Origin of the sequence: Streptomyces sp. Act143 (assembly GCF_003143935.1) — a bacterium.
Classification (GTDB): Bacteria; Actinomycetota; Actinomycetes; order Streptomycetales; family Streptomycetaceae; genus Streptomyces.
On record NZ_QFRX01000001.1, the window covers coordinates 4,517,562 to 4,534,279 of the forward strand.

The 16,718-nt window shown below is 72.9% G+C and carries 17 protein-coding genes; 8 read left to right on the forward strand and 9 right to left on the reverse strand.

Going from position 1 to position 16,718, the window contains the following annotated elements; translation table 11 throughout:
- Together DI272_RS20310 and DI272_RS20315 are read left to right on the forward strand one after the other, a co-directional pair.
- Positions 1 to 420, forward strand: a complete 420-nt coding sequence (locus tag DI272_RS20310) for a Zn-ribbon domain-containing OB-fold protein (protein WP_109496737.1) — start codon at positions 1 to 3, stop codon at positions 418 to 420.
- Positions 417 to 1,187: an enoyl-CoA hydratase/isomerase family protein gene (locus tag DI272_RS20315; RefSeq protein WP_181387256.1), complete on the forward strand. Its 771-nt coding sequence runs from the start codon at positions 417 to 419 to the stop codon at positions 1,185 to 1,187. The genes DI272_RS20310 and DI272_RS20315 overlap by 4 nt, the downstream gene beginning before the upstream one ends.
- Here the strand turns inward: DI272_RS20315 and DI272_RS20320 are convergent.
- From DI272_RS20320 to DI272_RS20330, 3 genes are all read right to left on the reverse strand, one after another.
- The gene (locus DI272_RS20320) at positions 1,174 to 1,665 is read right to left on the reverse strand and encodes a hypothetical protein (RefSeq protein WP_109496739.1); all 492 of its coding nucleotides are present in this window, start codon (positions 1,663 to 1,665) and stop codon (positions 1,174 to 1,176) included. The two genes, DI272_RS20315 and DI272_RS20320, sit on opposite strands and share 14 nt — an antisense overlap.
- Before the next feature lie 212 nt (positions 1,666 to 1,877).
- A complete protein-coding gene (locus DI272_RS20325; RefSeq protein ID WP_109496740.1) occupies positions 1,878 to 4,229 on the reverse strand; it encodes a PQQ-binding-like beta-propeller repeat protein in 2,352 nt (783 codons plus the stop codon).
- Between the two features lie 169 nt (positions 4,230 to 4,398).
- The gene (locus DI272_RS20330) at positions 4,399 to 5,160 is read right to left on the reverse strand and encodes a VOC family protein (protein WP_109496741.1); all 762 of its coding nucleotides are present in this window, start codon (positions 5,158 to 5,160) and stop codon (positions 4,399 to 4,401) included.
- A gap of 135 nt (positions 5,161 to 5,295) precedes the next feature.
- Here DI272_RS20330 and DI272_RS20335 point away from each other — a divergent pair, with 135 nt between their 5' ends.
- Positions 5,296 to 5,931, forward strand: a complete 636-nt coding sequence (locus DI272_RS20335; RefSeq protein WP_079310070.1) for a TetR family transcriptional regulator — start codon at positions 5,296 to 5,298, stop codon at positions 5,929 to 5,931.
- A gap of 198 nt (positions 5,932 to 6,129) precedes the next feature.
- Here DI272_RS20335 and DI272_RS20340 read toward each other — a convergent pair whose 3' ends face one another.
- Together DI272_RS20340 and DI272_RS20345 are read right to left on the reverse strand one after the other, a co-directional pair.
- Complete coding sequence (locus tag DI272_RS20340) at positions 6,130 to 6,600, reverse strand: nitroreductase/quinone reductase family protein (protein ID WP_109496742.1); 471 nt, start codon at positions 6,598 to 6,600, stop codon at positions 6,130 to 6,132.
- Complete coding sequence (locus tag DI272_RS20345) at positions 6,597 to 7,772, reverse strand: acyl-CoA dehydrogenase family protein (protein WP_109496743.1); 1,176 nt, start codon at positions 7,770 to 7,772, stop codon at positions 6,597 to 6,599. The genes DI272_RS20340 and DI272_RS20345 overlap by 4 nt, the downstream gene beginning before the upstream one ends.
- 83 nt (positions 7,773 to 7,855) lie before the next feature.
- On the opposite strand from DI272_RS20345, the gene DI272_RS20350 reads away from it, so the two are divergent.
- Entirely contained in the window at positions 7,856 to 9,022 is a 1,167-nt protein-coding gene (locus DI272_RS20350) for an acetyl-CoA acetyltransferase (protein ID WP_109496744.1), read from the forward strand.
- Between the two features lie 54 nt (positions 9,023 to 9,076).
- On the opposite strand, the gene DI272_RS20355 is transcribed toward DI272_RS20350, so the two are convergent.
- Positions 9,077 to 10,408, reverse strand: a complete 1,332-nt coding sequence (locus DI272_RS20355) for a DUF11 domain-containing protein (RefSeq protein WP_146238372.1) — start codon at positions 10,406 to 10,408, stop codon at positions 9,077 to 9,079.
- A gap of 131 nt (positions 10,409 to 10,539) precedes the next feature.
- Here DI272_RS20355 and DI272_RS20360 point away from each other — a divergent pair, with 131 nt between their 5' ends.
- Both DI272_RS20360 and DI272_RS20365 read left to right on the forward strand, forming a co-directional pair.
- Positions 10,540 to 10,965, forward strand: coding sequence for a pyridoxamine 5'-phosphate oxidase family protein (locus DI272_RS20360; RefSeq protein ID WP_109496746.1), 426 nt, complete (start codon positions 10,540 to 10,542; stop codon positions 10,963 to 10,965).
- A gap of 35 nt (positions 10,966 to 11,000) precedes the next feature.
- Positions 11,001 to 11,669, forward strand: coding sequence for a pyridoxal 5'-phosphate synthase (locus DI272_RS20365; RefSeq protein WP_109496747.1), 669 nt, complete (start codon positions 11,001 to 11,003; stop codon positions 11,667 to 11,669).
- A 28-nt stretch (positions 11,670 to 11,697) separates the two neighbouring features.
- On the opposite strand, the gene DI272_RS20370 is transcribed toward DI272_RS20365, so the two are convergent.
- The 3 genes from DI272_RS20370 to DI272_RS20380 form a co-directional block, all read right to left on the reverse strand.
- Positions 11,698 to 12,306: a GNAT family N-acetyltransferase gene (locus tag DI272_RS20370; RefSeq protein ID WP_109496748.1), complete on the reverse strand. Its 609-nt coding sequence runs from the start codon at positions 12,304 to 12,306 to the stop codon at positions 11,698 to 11,700.
- Between the two features lie 123 nt (positions 12,307 to 12,429).
- On the reverse strand, positions 12,430 to 12,825 hold the full coding sequence (locus DI272_RS20375; protein ID WP_109496749.1) for a Zn-ribbon domain-containing OB-fold protein: 396 nt from the start codon (positions 12,823 to 12,825) through the stop codon (positions 12,430 to 12,432).
- Positions 12,822 to 13,271: a DoxX family membrane protein gene (locus DI272_RS20380; protein WP_109496750.1), complete on the reverse strand. Its 450-nt coding sequence runs from the start codon at positions 13,269 to 13,271 to the stop codon at positions 12,822 to 12,824. The genes DI272_RS20375 and DI272_RS20380 overlap by 4 nt, the downstream gene beginning before the upstream one ends.
- Positions 13,272 to 13,495: 224 nt before the next feature.
- On the opposite strand from DI272_RS20380, the gene DI272_RS20385 reads away from it, so the two are divergent.
- Both DI272_RS20385 and DI272_RS20390 read left to right on the forward strand, forming a co-directional pair.
- Positions 13,496 to 15,088 carry a subtype B tannase gene (locus DI272_RS20385; RefSeq protein ID WP_109496751.1) on the forward strand — a complete coding sequence of 531 codons (1,593 nt, stop codon included), beginning with the start codon at positions 13,496 to 13,498 and terminating at the stop codon, positions 15,086 to 15,088.
- Between the two features lie 249 nt (positions 15,089 to 15,337).
- Positions 15,338 to 16,555 carry an NAD(P)/FAD-dependent oxidoreductase gene (locus tag DI272_RS20390; RefSeq protein WP_109496752.1) on the forward strand — a complete coding sequence of 406 codons (1,218 nt, stop codon included), beginning with the start codon at positions 15,338 to 15,340 and terminating at the stop codon, positions 16,553 to 16,555.
- Positions 16,556 to 16,718: the final 163 nt, after the last annotated feature.

The following is a 16,718-nucleotide window of genomic DNA, read 5'->3' on the forward strand; positions in this document are numbered from 1 at the left end:
ATGCTCTCCCCCGTCATCGACCCCGAAGGCGCGCCCTTCTGGCAGTACGCCGCCGAGGGCGAACTCCGCGTCCAGGCGTGCGCCGGCTGCGGCGAGTTCCGCTTCCCGCCGCGCCCCTGCTGTCCGCACTGCCGGTCCTTCGACGCCGAGTGGCGGCCCGTCTCCGGGCGCGGCCGTGTCTGGTCGTACGTCGTCCCGCACCCGCCGCTGCTGCCGGACTACGCCGCGCTGGCCCCGTACAACGTGATCGTCGTCGAGCTGGAGGAGGCGCCGCGCGTCCGGCTGGTCGGGAATCTCGTCGCCGAGGCCGGGGCGGCGGTCAACTCGCTGCCCGCCGACCGGGTGCGCATCGGCGCCAGGGTGCGGTTCGTGTGCGACCCGGCGAGCGGGCTGCCGCAGTGGGTGCCGGAGCGGTCATGAGCCTTCGGGTCAGCGCCGACGACGACACCGGCGTCGCCGTCGTCACCCTCGACCGGCCCCACCGCCTGAACGCCATCGACCTCGGACTGCGCGACGAACTCCGCGCCGCCTGGCGGGCGTTGCGGTTCGACGACGCCGTGCGGGCGATCGTCCTCACCGGTGCCGGGGAGCGCGCCTTCTGCACCGGGCTCGACCGGGACGCCGAGGTCCCGCAGCCCGACTCGCCCTACATGGCGGACGATCCGCTCCTGCGGGTCGGCCCCAAGTCCAACGACCTGTGGAAGCCCGTCGTCGCCGCCGTGCGGGGCATGGCCTGCGGGGGCGCCTTCTATCTGCTCGGCGAGAGCGAGTTCGTGGTCGCCGACCCCGACGCCACCTTCTTCGACCCGCACACCACCTACGGCATGGTCAGCGCGTACGAGTCGGTGCTCATGGCGCAGCGGATGCCGTACGGGGAGGTCGCCCGGATGATGCTGATGGGGACGGCGGAGCGGATGTCCGCGCGGCGGGCGTACGAGATCGGGCTGGTCTCCGAACTCAGCGAGCCGGGTGGGGTGCTGGACGCGGCGGTCGCGCGCGCGGCCGTCATCGCCGAGCAGCCCTCGGCCGGTGTGCAGGGCACGGTGCGGGCTCTGTGGGCGGCCAGGGAGGCCGCTCTGGCCGCCGGGTTCGCGCAGGCACCGCATCTGATCGCGCTGGGCAACCTGCCGGACGACCGGCAGGCGGAGCTGTTCTCCGCCCGCCGGCCGGGGTTCAGGACGCGCTGACGGCCTGCGCCTCGCCCAGTTCGCAGGTGCCGTCGGTGACGGTCGTGCCGGCCGCGGTGACGAGGACGGAGTCGGAGGCGCCGGGGGCGACGCCGAAGAGGCCGCTGTGCTCGGTGGCCACCGTGGTGCCGGAGGCGTCCTTGAAGACGACCTCGATCATGTAGTCGTTCGTCGCGGTCGTGCTGCTGTTGGTGGCGCGGACGTCGGCGACCAGGCCCTGGTCCTCGACCCGGCACTCCTTGATCGTCACGTCCTGCGTCGACTGGCCCAGCGTGGTCTCCGGGACACCGCCGCCGCCCGGGAGGGAGTCGTCGTCATCGTCGTGGTGGCTGCCGCTGCCGCCCGTCGAACTGTGCGACGAGCTGTCCGAGTTGGAGCTGTGACCCGAGCATCCGGCACCGGACGAGTGCCGCGCGCCGGTCAGCGCGACCACCACTCCGACGAAGACGGCCACCGCGCGGACATGGCGAAGCTTCACCACTGTTCCCCCGTAGAAAAAGGCGACAAAAGCGCCTGCTTGATCGTGAACACGTCACGTTAGCAGTCGTCCCGTGGCGCCCCTCCCGCCCCGGGCGTAGCGTCGGGTGTGAGAGCGGTGAAGAAGGCGTGCACCCTCTCGCCGAATCGACGGCCGCCGTCCGGAACCCCTTCCGAGCGCTCGGTACGACGGCCGTCCCGGGCTGTGCCCCGTCAGGCCGTGCGGGCCGTCCCCGTGCCCTTCTCCGCGTCCAGCGCGTACACACAGCGGTCCTTGCTGCACGCGTACACGACGCCGTCCCTGACCACCGGGGCGCCGGTGATCTCGCCGCCGGTCGCCAGCTTCCAGCGCAAGCGGCCGTCGTCGGCCTTCAGGGTGTAGAGCAGGTGGTCGGTGGAGCCGAAGTGGATACGGCCCTCCGCCACCGCCGGGGCGCCCACGATGTCGCCGCCCGCCTGGAACCGCCACTTGGGCGTACCGGTCACCGCGTCCAGCGTGTAGAGGCCCTTGCCGCTGCCCACGTGGACGTGGCCCGCGGCCACCAGTACCGGCTCGATGGAGGAGCGCGCCTCGGTGGCGATGCGCCAGCGGTCGCGGCCGTCGGCGGCGTCGAGGGCGTACACCGTGCCGAGGTAGTCGGCCAGGTAGACCCCGCCGCCGGTGACCGCGGGGCCCGGCACGAAGGCGGGCGGGCACAGGAACACCGCCGGGGCCTCGAAGTGCCACTTCACATGGCCGCTCGCGACGTCCAGGGCGAGGACGCGGGTGCCGGCGGAGACGTACACATAGCCGTCCGGCGCCTGTGTGACCCGGACCGGCACCCCGCCGCAGGAGGCCGCGTCGCCGATCGGGTACGACCAGCGCTCGTCGCCGGTGCGGGCGTCCAGGGCGCGCAGCCGGGCGTCCTGCCAGACGTAGACGGTGCCCTCGTGGAGGGCCGGGCCCGCCTCGGGGGACTCGAAGTCGGTCTGGGCGCCGGTGATCTCCCACAGCTTCTGGCCGGTGGAGGCCTCCCAGCCCTGGACGCCGCCGCCCCGGGTGCCGGTGACGACGGTGCCGCGCTCGGCCTTGAGCGAGTACACCCAGGCGTCCGTCTGGAGCCGCCACAGATCGCCGCCCTCGCGGGCCTCCAGGGCGAACAGGGTGGGCCCGTCGGAGGCGTGGATACGGCCGTCCGCGACCGCCATCGACCAGGCGACGTCCCGTGTCTTGAAGCTGCGCCGCCCGGTCGCCACGTCCAGGGCGTGCACCTCGAAGGAGGTGACGTAGACGAGGTCACCGGCGACGGACGGGGTGCCCCACACGTCGTTCGACATGCGGAAACGCCAGGGGCGCCAGCCGGACGCCGTCTCGGGGGCGAGCGGGGGCGGTGCCGGTACGGCAGGGCCTACGGCACCGTCCGTGCCGTTGACCCCGGGGCGCGGCTTGGACCAGCTGGCCACCAGGCCGGCCTCCGGCGGCGGCGCCTTCACGGCGGCGGCGCGGGCGTCGGCGACGCGCGGGCCGGGCCCGATGGGCACCGGGGCGCCCGCCAGGCGCACCGGGCCGGTGTCGGGGGCGCCGACGGGGACGCGGGCCGGGACGACCGGGTCGTGCGAGGGCGGCGGGGGCACGGGGGCGACCCGGCCGCCGCCGCTGCGTCCGGCCTGGCCGGGCTTCACGGCCGGGCGGCCGTTGCGGCGGGCCTCGATCAGGCCGACCGCCCGCTCGGGCAGCCAGGCCGAGGCCGTGCCGCTGTCGTCGGAGCCGGAGCCGAAGAGGTGCGGGGCCAGCTGGGCCTGGAGGTCGGCGGGGTTGGGGCGGGCCGCGGCCTCCATCTGCATGCAGGACTCGATGAGCGGGCGCAGCTCGTCCGGGAGGCCTTCGAGGTCCGGGCCCTCGCGCAGCAGCATGAAGACCGTCTCGACCGGGTTGGCGCCGTGGAAGGGCGGGTGGCCGGTGGCGGCGAAGACCAGCATCGAGCCGAGCGAGAAGACGTCGCTCGCGCCGGTGACGGACCGGGAGTCCTTGGCCTGCTCGGGGGACATGTAGGCGGGGGTGCCGACGGCGACGTTCGTCATCGTCAAACGGGTGTTCGAGACGCCGGAGGCGATGCCGAAGTCGATCACCCGGGGGCCGTCCTCGACGACGAGGACGTTGGAAGGCTTGAGGTCACGGTGGACCAGGCCCGCGCCGTGGATCGACTGGAGGGCCTCGGCCACGCCCGCGGCCAGCCAGCGCACCGCCTGGGCCGGCATCGGCCCGCACTCGTTCACTATCTCCTCGAGCGAGGGCGCGGGGACGTAGGCGGTGGCCAGCCACGGCACGGCGGCGCGCGGATCGGCGTCGACCACGGCCGCGGTGTAGAAGCCGGAGACGGCCCGGGCCGCCTCGACCTCGCGCGTGAAGCGGACCCGGAACAGCTGGTCCTCGGCGAGCTCCGTCCGGACCGTCTTGATCGCCACGCGCCGGCCGGACGCCGAGCGCGCGAGATAGACCAGCCCCATGCCGCCGGCACCCAGCCGTCCCAGCACCTCGAACGGCCCGATCCGCCGCGGATCGTGCTGCGTCAGCTGATCCACCACTTGCCTGCCACCTCCCCGTACGGGCCACGTCACATCCTTATGTACGCGACCCCGTGCAGCGTCTCACCACCGCACCGCCATGGCGGCACGCACCCCGATTCTTCCTGGCCGACGGCCTGGTGGCGAACCCGGGTACCTATCGGGATGTCTCACGCCAAAACGCCCGCCCTCACGGTCCGGACTCCCGGGCCGGGCGCTCCAGCAGCGCGAAGGACGCCCCCTGATTGTCGGTGACGACGGCCGCTCTGCCGTAGGACGTCTCGAAGGGTGGCGCCTGGACCCGCCCGCCGAGCCGGCTCACCGCCCCGAGGGCCGCGTCGCAGTCCGCGACCCCGAAGTGGACGAGGAAGTGCGGCGGCATCTCGGCCGGGAAGACGTCGGAGACCGGGGCGCGGCCGAAGTCGGGGTCGGCGTCCGGGCCGAACAGGGCGTCGTGGAAGAGCCCGCCGTAGAAGGTGTTGGCGGCCTCGGTGTCGCGGGCGTACAGCTCGGCCCAGACGAAGGTGCCGGGCTCGTGCCGGGCGCCGAAGCCGGGGTGGGTGTCCGGCTCCCACAGGCCGAAGACGGCGCCGTCCGGGTCGGTGACCAGGGCGCCGGTGCCGAGGTCGGCGACCGGCATGGGCGCGGTGACCACCTGCCCGCCGGCCGCCCAGATCCGGTCGGCCAGGCCCTCGATGTCGGGGGTGGCGAAGTACACCGTCCACACGGTGGGCATCCGCCCGTCCGTCTTGCGGGTGAGCGCGGCGGCCGGACGGCCCTCGTGCAGCGCCCATACGGCGCCGTGGCGCCGCTCCTCGAAGGTCCACCCGAAGAGCTCGCCGTAGAACCGCTTGCCCGCCTCGACGTCGGGGAGCTGCGCGTCCACCCAGCACGGGACGCCCTCGCCGTACCCGCCTGCGGATCTGTCTGCGGATGCCCTGTTTTCGGCCATACCGCCAAGTTAACGGCGACCCACGCACCCCGCAGGACCAGGCACACCCGCCTCCCGAAGCTCGTGCACCCCATTTGCAGTCGGCCGAATCGCGCTCCGATCACCCCTCGGTAAGCTGACGGCATGACAGGACAAGTGCGTACCGTCGACGGCCGCGTGGCCGGCCGGCGTGGGCAGGCGACCCGGCAGAAGCTGCTCGACTGCCTCAGCGAGATGCTCAGCTCCTCCCCTTACCGGGACGTCAAAGTCATCGATGTCGCCCGGAAGGCGGGCACTTCGCCCGCCACCTTCTATCAGTACTTCCCGGACGTCGAGGGCGCCGTCCTGGAGATCGCCGAGCAAATGGCCACCGAGGGCGGGCAGTTGACCGCTCTGCTGGAGGGCCGTTCATGGGTCGGCAAGGCGGGCTGGACGACCGCGCAGGAACTCGTCGACGGTTTCCTGGAGTTCTGGCGCAAGAACGACGCGATCCTCAGGGTCGTCGACCTCGGGGCCGCCGAGGGCGACAAGCGGTTCTACAAGCTCCGTATGAAGATCCTGAACTCCGTCAACAACTCCCTGGCCGATTCGGTGGCCGAGTTGCAGTCCAAGGGCAAGGTCGACAAGGACGTGAACCCGGCGGCGGTCGCCGGTTCGCTGGTCGCGATGCTCGCGGCCGTCGCCTCGCACCAGAAGGGCTTCCAGACCTGGGGCGTCAAGCAGGCCGAACTCAAGCCGAACCTGGCGCTGTTGGTGCACCTGGGCGTGACCGGCAAGAAGCCGACGAAGTAACCGTCCCTCCGTCACCGGACCCCAAGTCCTGTCTGGCAGGCGGCTGTCCACTTCCGTGGGCGGCCGCCTGCCGCGCTGTGACGGCCGCGGCAGACCGCGCCATGACCCGGCGCAGCAGACCGCGCCATGACCCGGCGCAGCAGACCTCGCCATGACCCGGCGCAGCAGACCTCGCCATGACCGCCGCGGCAGACCGCGCTACGACCGCCGCTGCAGCCGGAACACCCGGATCTCCCGCTCCACCCGCGCCTGGTACGTCGCGTACGGCGGCCAGAAGACCAGCAGCCGCTTCCACACGGCCGCACGCTCCTCCCCCTCCAGCAGCCGGGCGGTCACCGCGATGTCGGCGCCCTTCCAGCTGATCTCGGCGTCGGGGTGGGCCAGCAGGTTGGCGGTCCAGGCGGGGTGGCCGGGCCGGCCGAAGTTGGAGCCGATGAGAATCCAGCTGCCGTCCTCCTCGGGCATGCAGGCGAGGGGCGAACGGCGGGCCTGGCCGCTGCGGGCGCCCGTCGAGGTGAGGATGACGCCCGGCAGCATCTGGGCGCTGAGGATGACCCGGCCCCGGGTGAGCCGGTGGACGGCCCGGTCGAGGGCGGGGATGACATGCGGGGCGACCTTGGCGAAGCCCCGCGTGGACGAAATGCGCTGCACCGTCTTCTCGCCGATCACACCGGCACCTCCGTCGCCGTGAACAGGGCCGCCGCGTCGGCCGCGTGCGCCCGCAGCCGGTGCACCGGCCCGAACAGCAGCTCGTCACCGGCGGCCCGCTTGAAGTACAGGTGGACGTCGTGCTCCCAGGTGAAGCCGATGCCGCCGTGCAGCTGGATCGCCTCACCGGCGGCGGCGCGCAGCGCCTCCAGTCCCTGGGCGAGGGCGAGGCCCCCGACGCGTTCCCCGCGGGCGGTGGCCCAGGCCGCGTAGTACGCGGCCGACCGGGCCGCCTGCACCTGGACGTACACGTCGGCCAGCCGGTGCTTGACCGCCTGGAAGGAGCCGACGGCCCGCCCGAACTGCTCGCGCTGCTGCACGTACTGGACAGTCCGCTCCAGCACCCGGCCGGCGGCCCCGACGGCCTCGCAGGCGAGGACGGCGGCGGCGCCGTCACCGGCCCGGGCGAGGGCGCCGGGCACGTCCGCGCCCCCCTCGTCGCCCAGCACCTCGGCCGCCACCTGGCGCAGTTGGACGCCGCCGAGCGGCCGGGTCGCGTCGAGGGCGGTCCGCCGGGTGCGGACGAGTCCGGCGGCGTCGCCGGGGACGAGGAAGAGAAGGATGCGGGAGCGGGCGTATCCGCCGGTGTGCGCGGCGACCAGCAGCAGGTCCGCGCTGTGCCCGTCCGGCACCGGCCCGACCTCCCCGTACAGCGTCCACCCCGACTCCGCCCGCCGCGCCTGCACGCCCCCGGCGCGCCCGCCTCCGGCCCAGTCCCCGCGGTGGTCGCCGGTCAGGGCGAGGCCCGCGGCGGGGGCCGCGAGGGCGGCGGTCAGGGCGCCGGACGCGATGCGGGGCAGCAGGTCCGCACGCTGGGCCCCGGTGCCGAGGGCCAGGATCAGCGGGGCGGCGAGGACGGCGGTGGCGAGCAGGGGCGAGGGCGCCAGGGCCCGTCCCGTCTCCTCCGCCGCGAGGGCGAGCTCGGTGACGGAGCAGCCGACCCCGCCGTACGCCTCGGGCAGGGCGAGTCCGGGCAGGCCGAGCTGGTCGGAGAGGGCCGCCCACAGGGCCGGGTCGTGCCCGGCGGGGCTGTCGACGGCGGCCCGCAGCTCCTCCGGCCCGCACCGCTTCTGGAGCAGTTCGCGCAGGGTACGGCGGATCTCGTCCTGCTCGGCGGTGAAGCCGGCGTCCATGGCGACCCCTTCCCTCCGGATCTGACGGTCCGTCATATTAGGAGCGGCGGGTCGATAAGCACAGAGCGAGGGAGAGGTCATTCATGGCTGCCGCATTCAGGACGGCCGGCACCCGGAAGGTCGCCGTGGTCGGCGTCGCCCTCTCCGACTGCGGCCGGGTGGACGACGCGACTCCGTACCGCCTGCACGCCCAGGCGGCCCGGCGCGCGCTGGCGGACTCGGGGCTCGACCGGTCCGTGGTGGACGGCTTCGCGTCGGCGGGCACGGGGCTGCTGGCGCCGGTCGAGGTGGCCGAGTACCTGGGCCTGCGCCCCACCTGGGTCGACTCCACATCGGTGGGCGGCTCGACGTGGGAGGTGATGGCGGCCCACGCGGCGGACGCGATAGCCGCCGGGCACGCGAACGCGGTCCTGCTGGTCTACGGCTCGACGGCGCGGGCGGACATCCGCGCCGGCCGACGCACCGGGAACCTCTCCTACGGCGCCCGCGGCCCGCTCCAGTTCGAGGTCCCCTACGGCCACACGCTGATCGCCAAGTACGCGATGGCGGCCCGCCGCCACATGATCGAACACGGCACGACGATCGAGCAGTTGGCGGAGGTGGCCGTGCAGGCGCGGGCGAACGCGGCGCTGAACCCGGAGGCGATGTTCCGCGACCCGATCACGGTCGACGACGTGCTCTCCGGCCCGATGATCGCGGACCCCTTCACCAAGCTGCACTGCTGCATCCGCTCCGACGGCGGGGCGGCGGTCCTGCTGGCCGCGGAGGAGTACGTACGCGACAGCCGCGGGGCACCCGTCCGCATCCTGGGCACCGGCGAGCACGTCTCGCACGCCACGATGTCCGAGTGGCCGGACTTCACGGTGTCCCCGGCGGCGGTGAGCGGACGCCTGGCCTTCGAGCGGGCCGGGGTGCGCCCGGCCGACATCGAACTGGCCGAGATCTACGACGCGTTCACCTACATGACGCTGGTCACCCTGGAGGACCTCGGCTTCTGCAAGAAGGGCGAGGGCGGGGCGTACCTCCAGTCCCGGGCGCTCCCGGTGAACACGGACGGCGGCGGCCTGTCGGCCCAGCACCCCGGAATGCGGGGCCTGTTCCTCCTGGTGGAGGCGGTACGGCAACTGCGCGGCGAGGCCGGGGAACGTCAGGTCCGCCGCCCGGACGGATCACTGCCGGAACTGGCGGTGGCGTCCGGCACCGGGGGCTGGTTCTGCTCGTCGGGGACGGTGGTGCTGGGGCGGGGCTGATCCGTCACCGCGCCCCCCTGCCCTGACCGTCACCGCGACACCCCGACCGGACCGTCACCGCGACACCCTGACGACGGCCGTGTCATTGCCCGTATCCGGGTCCCGGCGGCCCACGTCCCAGGGGCTGGACGGCTTCTTGTCCTCCAGGGTCAGGGTGCCCGCGCCGGGTTCGCCGAGGGTCACCGTGAACTCGAAGGGGTGCGTCTGCCCCGGCTCCAGGGCCTGCACGTCACAGGTGTAGGCGGAGCCGTCGCTCTTGCAGTACGGCTCGTAGACGCCGTCGTCGTACTCCGTCATGGGCTGCTCGACGACCGACGTGCCGAGCGGCGGCTCGAAGACGAGCCGGACCGGGGAGCCCACGTCGGCGGGGCCGTTGTTGCGGACCTCGATCTCGAAGGTCTTCCTGTCGCCGGGGGCGCCCTTCAGGTTCACGGCGGACACCTCGTAGTCGGCGTGGGTGTCGAGGACGACGTAGGTGGAGCCGCCGCCCGCCACGAAGGCGTCGCCGCTGTGCTTGCCGGTGGGCTCGGGTCTGAGCGCCGGGCCGTCACCGTGGTCGCCGCCCTCGTGGACCGTCGCGTAGTGGCCGGGGCCCATGTCCAGCGCCCAGACCGCCCTGCGGTAGGAGGTGTACATCTGCGCCCGCGGTGTGCGCAGGCGCAGGGCCGGGCTGAGGGTGACGGTCTGGCCCGGTTCGAGCGTCAGGTCCGGGAACTCGCAGACGGCGACGTGGCCCTTCTGGAGCCGCGGGTAACGGCAGTTGGCGTACCGCTCGGTGAACTCCGAGCCGTCGACGGTCAGTTCGAGCCCCAGGCCGCGGACGGGTACTTCGCCGGTGTTGCGGACGACGACGGGCGCGGTGAGGCGGGAGCCGGGGCGCACCCCCTGCACCGACTCCGGCGCCACCGCCTCGACGACCGGCTCGCCGACGACGAACCGGGTCCGCGCGGTGAGCTTCTTGCCGCCCTTCGTCGTGTACGTGTACGTCACCACGGCCGAGTCGCCGGTCTTCGCGCCCTCGGCGGCGACGACCTTGGCGCGGGGCGCGTCGGACCAGTTGCTGTAGTCGGCGTCGACCTCGCAGGTGACACGGGTCGAACTGCCCTTGCAGCCGCCGTACTTGCGGAGCACCACGGTCTTCTCGGCGCTCTTCGGCACCTCCGCGGTGAGCGTGCGCGCACCGGACCCCGCGGTGTCCTCGGCGACCAGGGAGTACGGCATCTTGTCGCGGGGTCCGGCCTTGTCGCCGTGGGGACGCAGATAGAACACCTCGGGCGCGGTGATGAAGGGCTTGTCGGGCGCCCCGCCGGCGGCACCGCCGCACGCGGTGAGCGAGCCCGCGAGCACGACGGCTCCTATCGCCGCACCGCTCCACCGTTTCCCCATCGCCTCTTCCGCCTCTTCCGCCTCTTCCGCCTCTGCGCCGTCATCCGCTCGGAATGATCCGAGCCGTCGAACGGTTGTGGCTTCTCAGGAGTTCCGCAGGAGTCACTTCCGAGTCGCCCGAGGAGTCCCGCATGGCCCTGACCCGCGAAGAACGTGCACAGTTCCTGGCCGAACCCCACATCGCCGCGCTGGCGGTGGACGCGGGAGAAGGACGAGCGCCGCTCACGGTGCCGATCTGGTACCAGTACGAGGACGACGGCACCGTGTGGATTCTGACGGGCCGGGATTCCCGCAAGAACGAACTCATCGGCGCGGCGGGCCGGTTCTCCCTCATGGTCGACCGGCTCGAACCCACCATCAGGTACGTGTCCGTGGAGGGACCGGTGACCGGCTCCGAGCCCGCCACCGTCGAACGGCTCCGGGAGATCTCGGCCCGCTATCTGCCCGCCGAGAAGGTGGACGAATACGTCGACTTCTCCTGGAAGAACCACGGCCCGATGGTGGTCGTACGGATGCGTCCCGAGCGGTGGGTGTCGTCGGACCTCGGCACGGTCTGAGCGGCCGGGCCGCCCCGCCGCGCGACAATCGGCCCATGGGAACCGATCTTCACGAGCTGCTGAGGTCGCTGCGGGTGTGGGACGACGCGGTCACCGAGCTGCGGGCCTTCGACCCGGCGACCGCGCCCCCGGCGCCCCTGGGCCTGTTCACCGCCTGGTTCGCCGAGGCGGTCGCGGCCGGGCAGACCGAGCCGCACACCATGTCCCTCGCGACGTCGGACGCGGAGGGCCGGCCGGACGTACGGACGGTGATGCTGCACGGCGCCGACGCGGACGGCTGGTCCTTCGCGAGCCACTCCCACAGCCGCAAGGGCGGCCACCTGGCGGCCCGCCCGTACGCCGCCCTCGGCTTCTACTGGCCGGTGCTGGGCCGCCAGGTGCGGGTGCGCGGGGCGGTGGCCGCCGCGCCGTCCGCGGCGGGGCAGGCGGATCTGCACGCCCGCTCGACCGGCGCCCTCGCCGCCGCGCTGACCGGCCGGCAGAGCGAAGTCCTCGGTTCGGTGGCGGAGTTGGCAGACGCATCGGAGGCGGCCTGGGAGCGGGCTCAGCGCGAGCCCGCGGCGCCGGTGGCGTCGTGGACGCTGTACCGGCTCGTCCCCGAGGAGGTGGAGTTCTTCCAGGGGGACGCCCGGCGACGGCACGTACGGCTCCGCTACCGCCGGGCGGACGACGGCGGCTGGGTGCGGGAGCTGCTGTGGCCCTGAAGGGCGAGGTCCCCGGCGAGGTGCCGGGTCATCGTGGTTCCGCCGGTTGCGGGTCGGTCGCCAGGCGGGCGTGCAGGTGCACGTCCCGGAAGGCGTCCAGCCTGCCCGCCTCGAACATCGCGCCCCGCAGGGTCCCCTCGTAGGGGAAGCCGCTGCGTTCGGCGACCCGGCAGGACGCCTCGTGACCGAGGGCGTGGCCCAGTTCCAGGCGGTGCAGGCGCAGCTCGGCGAAGGCCCAGCGGGAGGCGAGGGTGAGGGCGCGGGCGGCGACGCGGTGGCCGCGGGCCTCGGGGAGCACCCAGTAGCCGACGCGGGCGACCCGCATGACGGGGTCGATGGCGTTGACGCCGAGGTGCCCGAGGGTCGTGCCGCTCGCCGCGTCGTCGATGCGGAACGACACGCTGTCGCCGTCCGCGACGCGCTCCGCCACCGCACGCAGCGAGGCGCGGGAGCCGGCGAGATCGGTGACCGGTTTCAGGGGGGTGTTCCAGCGCCGGAACTCGGGGTCGGCGCGGGCGCGCAGCCAGGTCGCGGCGTCGGCGTCGGAGTCCGCGTCCCAGGGACCCAACCGCAGGCCGTGACCGAGCAGTTCGGGGGCGGTACGGAGATCCGGGGACCGTTCGCTTGCAGATGCCATCGGACCATTGAATACCGAGGGGACAGTCGATCACCTCGCGGGGGCAGGCCACTGACCGGCAAGACGGGCCGACGGCTGATCACCCCGCCGGGGCAGGACGCCGGCCGGCGAAGCCGGCGCTGATCAGTCCGTGGGGTGGAACACCGGGATGCCGTCGCGGAAGCCGACCCGCAGGTCCATGCCGGGGCGCAGGTCCGTCGCGGCGCAGTCCACGACCTCCGTCATCATCCGCGGTCCTTCCGCGAGCCGGACGACCGCGGCGACGTACGGGACGCGTTCGCCGAACGGCGGCAGGTCGTTGCGGTGGACGACGGACCACGTGTAGAGCTCGGCCCGGCCGCTCGCCGGCCGCCACTCGCCGTCCTCGCTCCAGCAGTGCGGGCAGAACTCCCGGGGGTAGTGGTGCGGGCGGTCGCAGGCGCGGCAGTGGCGCAGGAGGAGGGTTCCTCCGGCCGCCGCGTCCCAGTACGCGCGGGTGAAGGCGTCGGTCTCGGGGACGTCGTGCCTCGCCGTGCTCATCGGAACCACCCCAGGACGCTGTCCAGCGACCACGTCTGCCAGGACATCCCGAACAGACCGACCGCCGAGATCAGCGCCATCATCGAGTTCTGCCCCTGCTCGGCCCAGTCGTGGATCATGAGCGTGAAGTAGAGGGCGTTGAGGAGCAGCCCGCCGACCAGGGCGACAGGGGTCAGCAGGCCGAGGACCAGGCCGAGGCCCAGCGCCAGTTCCGCGTAGACGACGACGTACGCCATCGTCTTCGGGCGCGGCTTGACGACCACGTCGAAGCCGCTGCGGACCGGGGTCCAGCGGTGCTTGGCGGCGATGTCCGCGGCCCAGGTGATCCCGCCGCCCTCGAACCACGTCTTCTTGTCCTTGTGCCGCCAGCTCTCCAGCCACCACAGCCCGAGACCTATGCGCAGGACGGCCAGCCATTCCGCACCGGTGAGCCAGATCGTGTCCATGAGATCTGACGGTACGTCAGATGAGGTGGGCCCGGAAGACCGGGGTGCGGGTGAGAAAGCATGAGAGGAAGCTGTGCGGCCGCTGGGAATCTGTGGGGTCCCTGAGAATGCGCGCAGATTGTTGGCAATTTTGTCTGCACTCGGACTACGTTCACTGGCGCAAGCAGAAACCGCCGAGGGAGCCAACCGTGAAGCACAGGGCAGTCAAGCGCAGGAGCGTCGTCATGGGCATCGGCGCGACGGCGGGCGCCGCCGCGGTCGGGGGCATCGCCCTGACCGCCAACGCGTCGGCCGACAGCACCTCGGCGTCCGCCGCCGACAGCCTCGTCTTCGACCCGGACGCCCACACCGAGCTGACCACGACGGTCACCGACACCGCCGGCGACGAGCACAGCATCACGTACCGCTTCTGGAAGGCCATCACCTACGTCGCCAAGCCGGTCGACGAGGCCTACCAGTCCCTGAACATCAGCGTGCCGGTCGAGATCGACGGCACCGCGGTGGACGCGAGCGACGCCCCGATCCTGTTCGCGAACTCCGTCGGCGGCTACATGCCGTCCTCCGTGGCGGACGCCACCGGCATCGGCGCGGGCGGCATGGGCGGCGCGGGCGGCGCCGGTGCGCCCGGCGGCGCGCCCTCCGGCAGCGCCTCGCCCAGCGCCTCGGCCGCGGTGCCCGGCGCCAACGAGAACACCAACGCCAACGGCGGCGCCACGAGCAGCAACCAGCTCCTGGCCCTGGCCGCCGGCTACGTCGTCGTCGAGCCCGGCGCCCGTGGCCGCACCCTGAAGAACTCCGCCGGCGAGTACTACGGCACCGCCCCGGCCGCGATCGTCGACCTCAAGGCGGCGGTGCGCTACCTCAGGCACAACAAGGGCCGCGTCCCCGGCGACACCGACCGGATCGTCTCGGCCGGCACCAGCGCGGGCGGCGCCCTGTCCTCGCTGCTCGGCGCGTCCGGCGACAGCGGGCTCTACGACACGTACCTGAAGGAGATCGGCGCCGCCGACGCCTCCGACGCGATCTTCGCGGTCGGCGCCTGGTGCCCGATCACCGACCTGGAGCACGCCGACGGCGCCTACGAGTGGAACTGGGGCGCCAACGCCACCGGCTCCGGCTCGACCGTCGACGGGACCGTCTCCAAGGCTCTCCAGGCCCAGTTCGCCGAGTACCAGGCGTCCCTGAAGCTGCGCGGCCTGAACGGCTTCGGCACGCTCACCGCCCGCAACTACGACGCGTACCTGCTCAAGCAGTACCTGCAGCCCTCGGCCACCGCCTACCTGGCCGCACTGTCGGACGCGGACCGCGCGGCGTACCTGGCGAAGAACACCTTCATCACCTGGTCCGGCGGCAGGGCCACCTTCAGCTGGGCCGACTACCTCGCCCACGTCGGCGCCCGCAAGAAGACCGCCCCCGCCTTCGACGCCTTCGACCTGTCGGCCGGCGAGAACAACCTGTTCGGCGCGGGCACCACCGAGAGCCGCCACTTCACGGCCTACGGCGCCGCGCACGACACCACGGGCCTGAGCGGCAAGCGGGTCGCGAGCGACATCCCCGAGAAGCTGAAGCTGATGAACCCGATGTACCACCTGGTGGAGAAGGTCAACGGCCGGCGTGCCAAGCACTGGTGGATCCGCCTGGGCACCAACGACTCCGACACCTCGCACACCGTCTCCGCCAACCTCGCCGCCGCCGCGAAGGGCCTCGGCGACAACGTGAACCACCTCTACTACTGGGACCAGGGCCACGGCGCCAACACCGACCCGGGCGACTTCATCACCTGGATCGCCAAGGTGACCGGCTACAAGAAGAAGTGACCGCCAGGGCCTTCGGGCCCCCTGAACGCGGTGCCGGTTTCCCGTCATAGAACCAGGCCACCGCACCCACGGCGCCGGGCCCCTCCGCGAGCAGCGGGCTCGGCGCCGTGCCCGTGCCCACCGGACCGCCACAACCAGGCGCCCTACGCCACGAGCCCCACCCACTCCTCCTACAGGCGTGATCAATCCGCAACCAATTCCGGTCTTGACCGAGACCCATCAACCCAGTGCGTGATTACGCTCGCGCACATGGCCGACTCCACAGCGTCCTCCGCGCCCTCACCCGCCGGTGCGGAGCCGAACCCCGCCGCCCGCCCCGTCTACGTCATCGGCGGCGGCCCCGGCGGACTCGCCGCCGCGTACGCGCTGCGCGCCCAGGGCATACGCGCCGTCGTCCTGGAGAAGTCCGACCGCGTGGGCGCCTCCTGGCGCCGCCACTACGACCGCCTCCACCTGCACACCACCCGCCGCCTCTCCGGCCTGCCGGGACTTGCGATGCCGCGCCGCTTCGGACGCTGGGTGTCCCGCGACAACGTGGTGCGCTATCTGGAGAAGTACGCCGAGCACCACGAGCTGGAGATCGTCACCGGCGTCGAGGTCTCCCGCGTCGAGCGCTCCGCCGACGGCACCGGCTGGCTGCTGCACGCCACCGGCGGCCGGGAGCTGACCGGCGCCGCGGTGGTCGTCGCCACCGGCTACAACCACACCCCGCGCCTGCCCGACTGGCCCGGCCGGGACGGCTACAGCGGCGACCTCGTGCACGCCTCGGAGTACCGCAACCCCGAGCCCTACGCCGGCCGTGACGTCCTCGTCGTCGGGGTCGGCAACACCGGCGCCGAGATCGCCGTGGACCTGGTGGAGGGCGGCGCCTCCCGGGTCCGGCTCTCGGTCCGCACCGCCCCGCACATCGTCCGCCGCTCGACGGCCGGCTGGGCCGCCCAGTACACGGGCGTGCTCGTGCGGCGCCTGCCCGTCCGGCTGGTCGACAGGCTGGCCGGACCGATGGGCAGACTCAGCGTCCCCGACCTCTCCGCCCAGGGCCTGCCCCGCCCCGACACCGGCCTCTACAGCCGGGTCAACGAGGGCTCCATCCCGGTGCAGGACGTGGGCCTCATCGACGCCGTCCGGGCGGGCAAGGTGGAGATCGTCGCCGCCGTCGACGGCTTCGAGGACGGCAAGGTCGCCCTCGCCGACGGCGACCGCATCGCCCCGGACGCGGTGATCGCGGCGACCGGATACGTCCGTGCCCTGGAGGGCCTGGTCGGCCACCTGAAGGTGCTCGACGCCCGCGGCAGGCCGCTGGTCCACGGCGCCCACACCCCGCCGAACGCCCCCGGCCTCTACTTCACCGGCTACACCAACCCGATCAGCGGCATGTTCCGCGAGCTGGCGATCGACGCGCAGAAGATCGCGAAGGCGATCGCGCGGACGGGGTCGGCGGCCCGCCTGGACGCCGTGCGGACGTAGAAGTCCTCAACCCCCTGCAGTACGACGGCTGTTACTCATGTGTCCGATGTGACTCACTGGTCAGCCAGGAGAACTGTTTCGCGCCACCGTGCGGGGCCAGAATGCGAGCACTGCTCATCTTTCGTCGAGCAGGCGCTCCTCTTTCCGGCTCCACCCCACCCCT

Excerpts from the sequence above, each read along its gene's own strand:
- DI272_RS20380 (WP_109496750.1), bottom strand. The coding sequence starts at position 13,271 with ATGGACACGATCTGGCTCACCGGTGCGGAATGGCTGGCCGTCCTGCGC.
- DI272_RS20315 (WP_181387256.1), top strand. The coding sequence starts at position 417 with ATGAGCCTTCGGGTCAGCGCCGACGACGACACCGGCGTCGCCGTCGTC.
- DI272_RS20365 (WP_109496747.1), top strand. The coding sequence starts at position 11,001 with ATGGGAACCGATCTTCACGAGCTGCTGAGGTCGCTGCGGGTGTGGGAC.
- DI272_RS20355 (WP_146238372.1), bottom strand. The coding sequence starts at position 10,408 with ATGGGGAAACGGTGGAGCGGTGCGGCGATAGGAGCCGTCGTGCTCGCG.
- DI272_RS20360 (WP_109496746.1), top strand. The coding sequence starts at position 10,540 with ATGGCCCTGACCCGCGAAGAACGTGCACAGTTCCTGGCCGAACCCCAC.
- DI272_RS20350 (WP_109496744.1), top strand. The coding sequence starts at position 7,856 with ATGGCTGCCGCATTCAGGACGGCCGGCACCCGGAAGGTCGCCGTGGTC.
- DI272_RS20385 (WP_109496751.1), top strand. The coding sequence starts at position 13,496 with ATGGGCATCGGCGCGACGGCGGGCGCCGCCGCGGTCGGGGGCATCGCC.
- DI272_RS20310 (WP_109496737.1), top strand. The coding sequence starts at position 1 with ATGCTCTCCCCCGTCATCGACCCCGAAGGCGCGCCCTTCTGGCAGTAC.
- DI272_RS20375 (WP_109496749.1), bottom strand. The coding sequence starts at position 12,825 with ATGAGCACGGCGAGGCACGACGTCCCCGAGACCGACGCCTTCACCCGC.
- DI272_RS20330 (WP_109496741.1), bottom strand. The coding sequence starts at position 5,160 with ATGGCCGAAAACAGGGCATCCGCAGACAGATCCGCAGGCGGGTACGGC.
- DI272_RS20345 (WP_109496743.1), bottom strand. The coding sequence starts at position 7,772 with ATGGACGCCGGCTTCACCGCCGAGCAGGACGAGATCCGCCGTACCCTG.
- DI272_RS20370 (WP_109496748.1), bottom strand. The coding sequence starts at position 12,306 with ATGGCATCTGCAAGCGAACGGTCCCCGGATCTCCGTACCGCCCCCGAA.
- DI272_RS20390 (WP_109496752.1), top strand. The coding sequence starts at position 15,338 with ATGGCCGACTCCACAGCGTCCTCCGCGCCCTCACCCGCCGGTGCGGAG.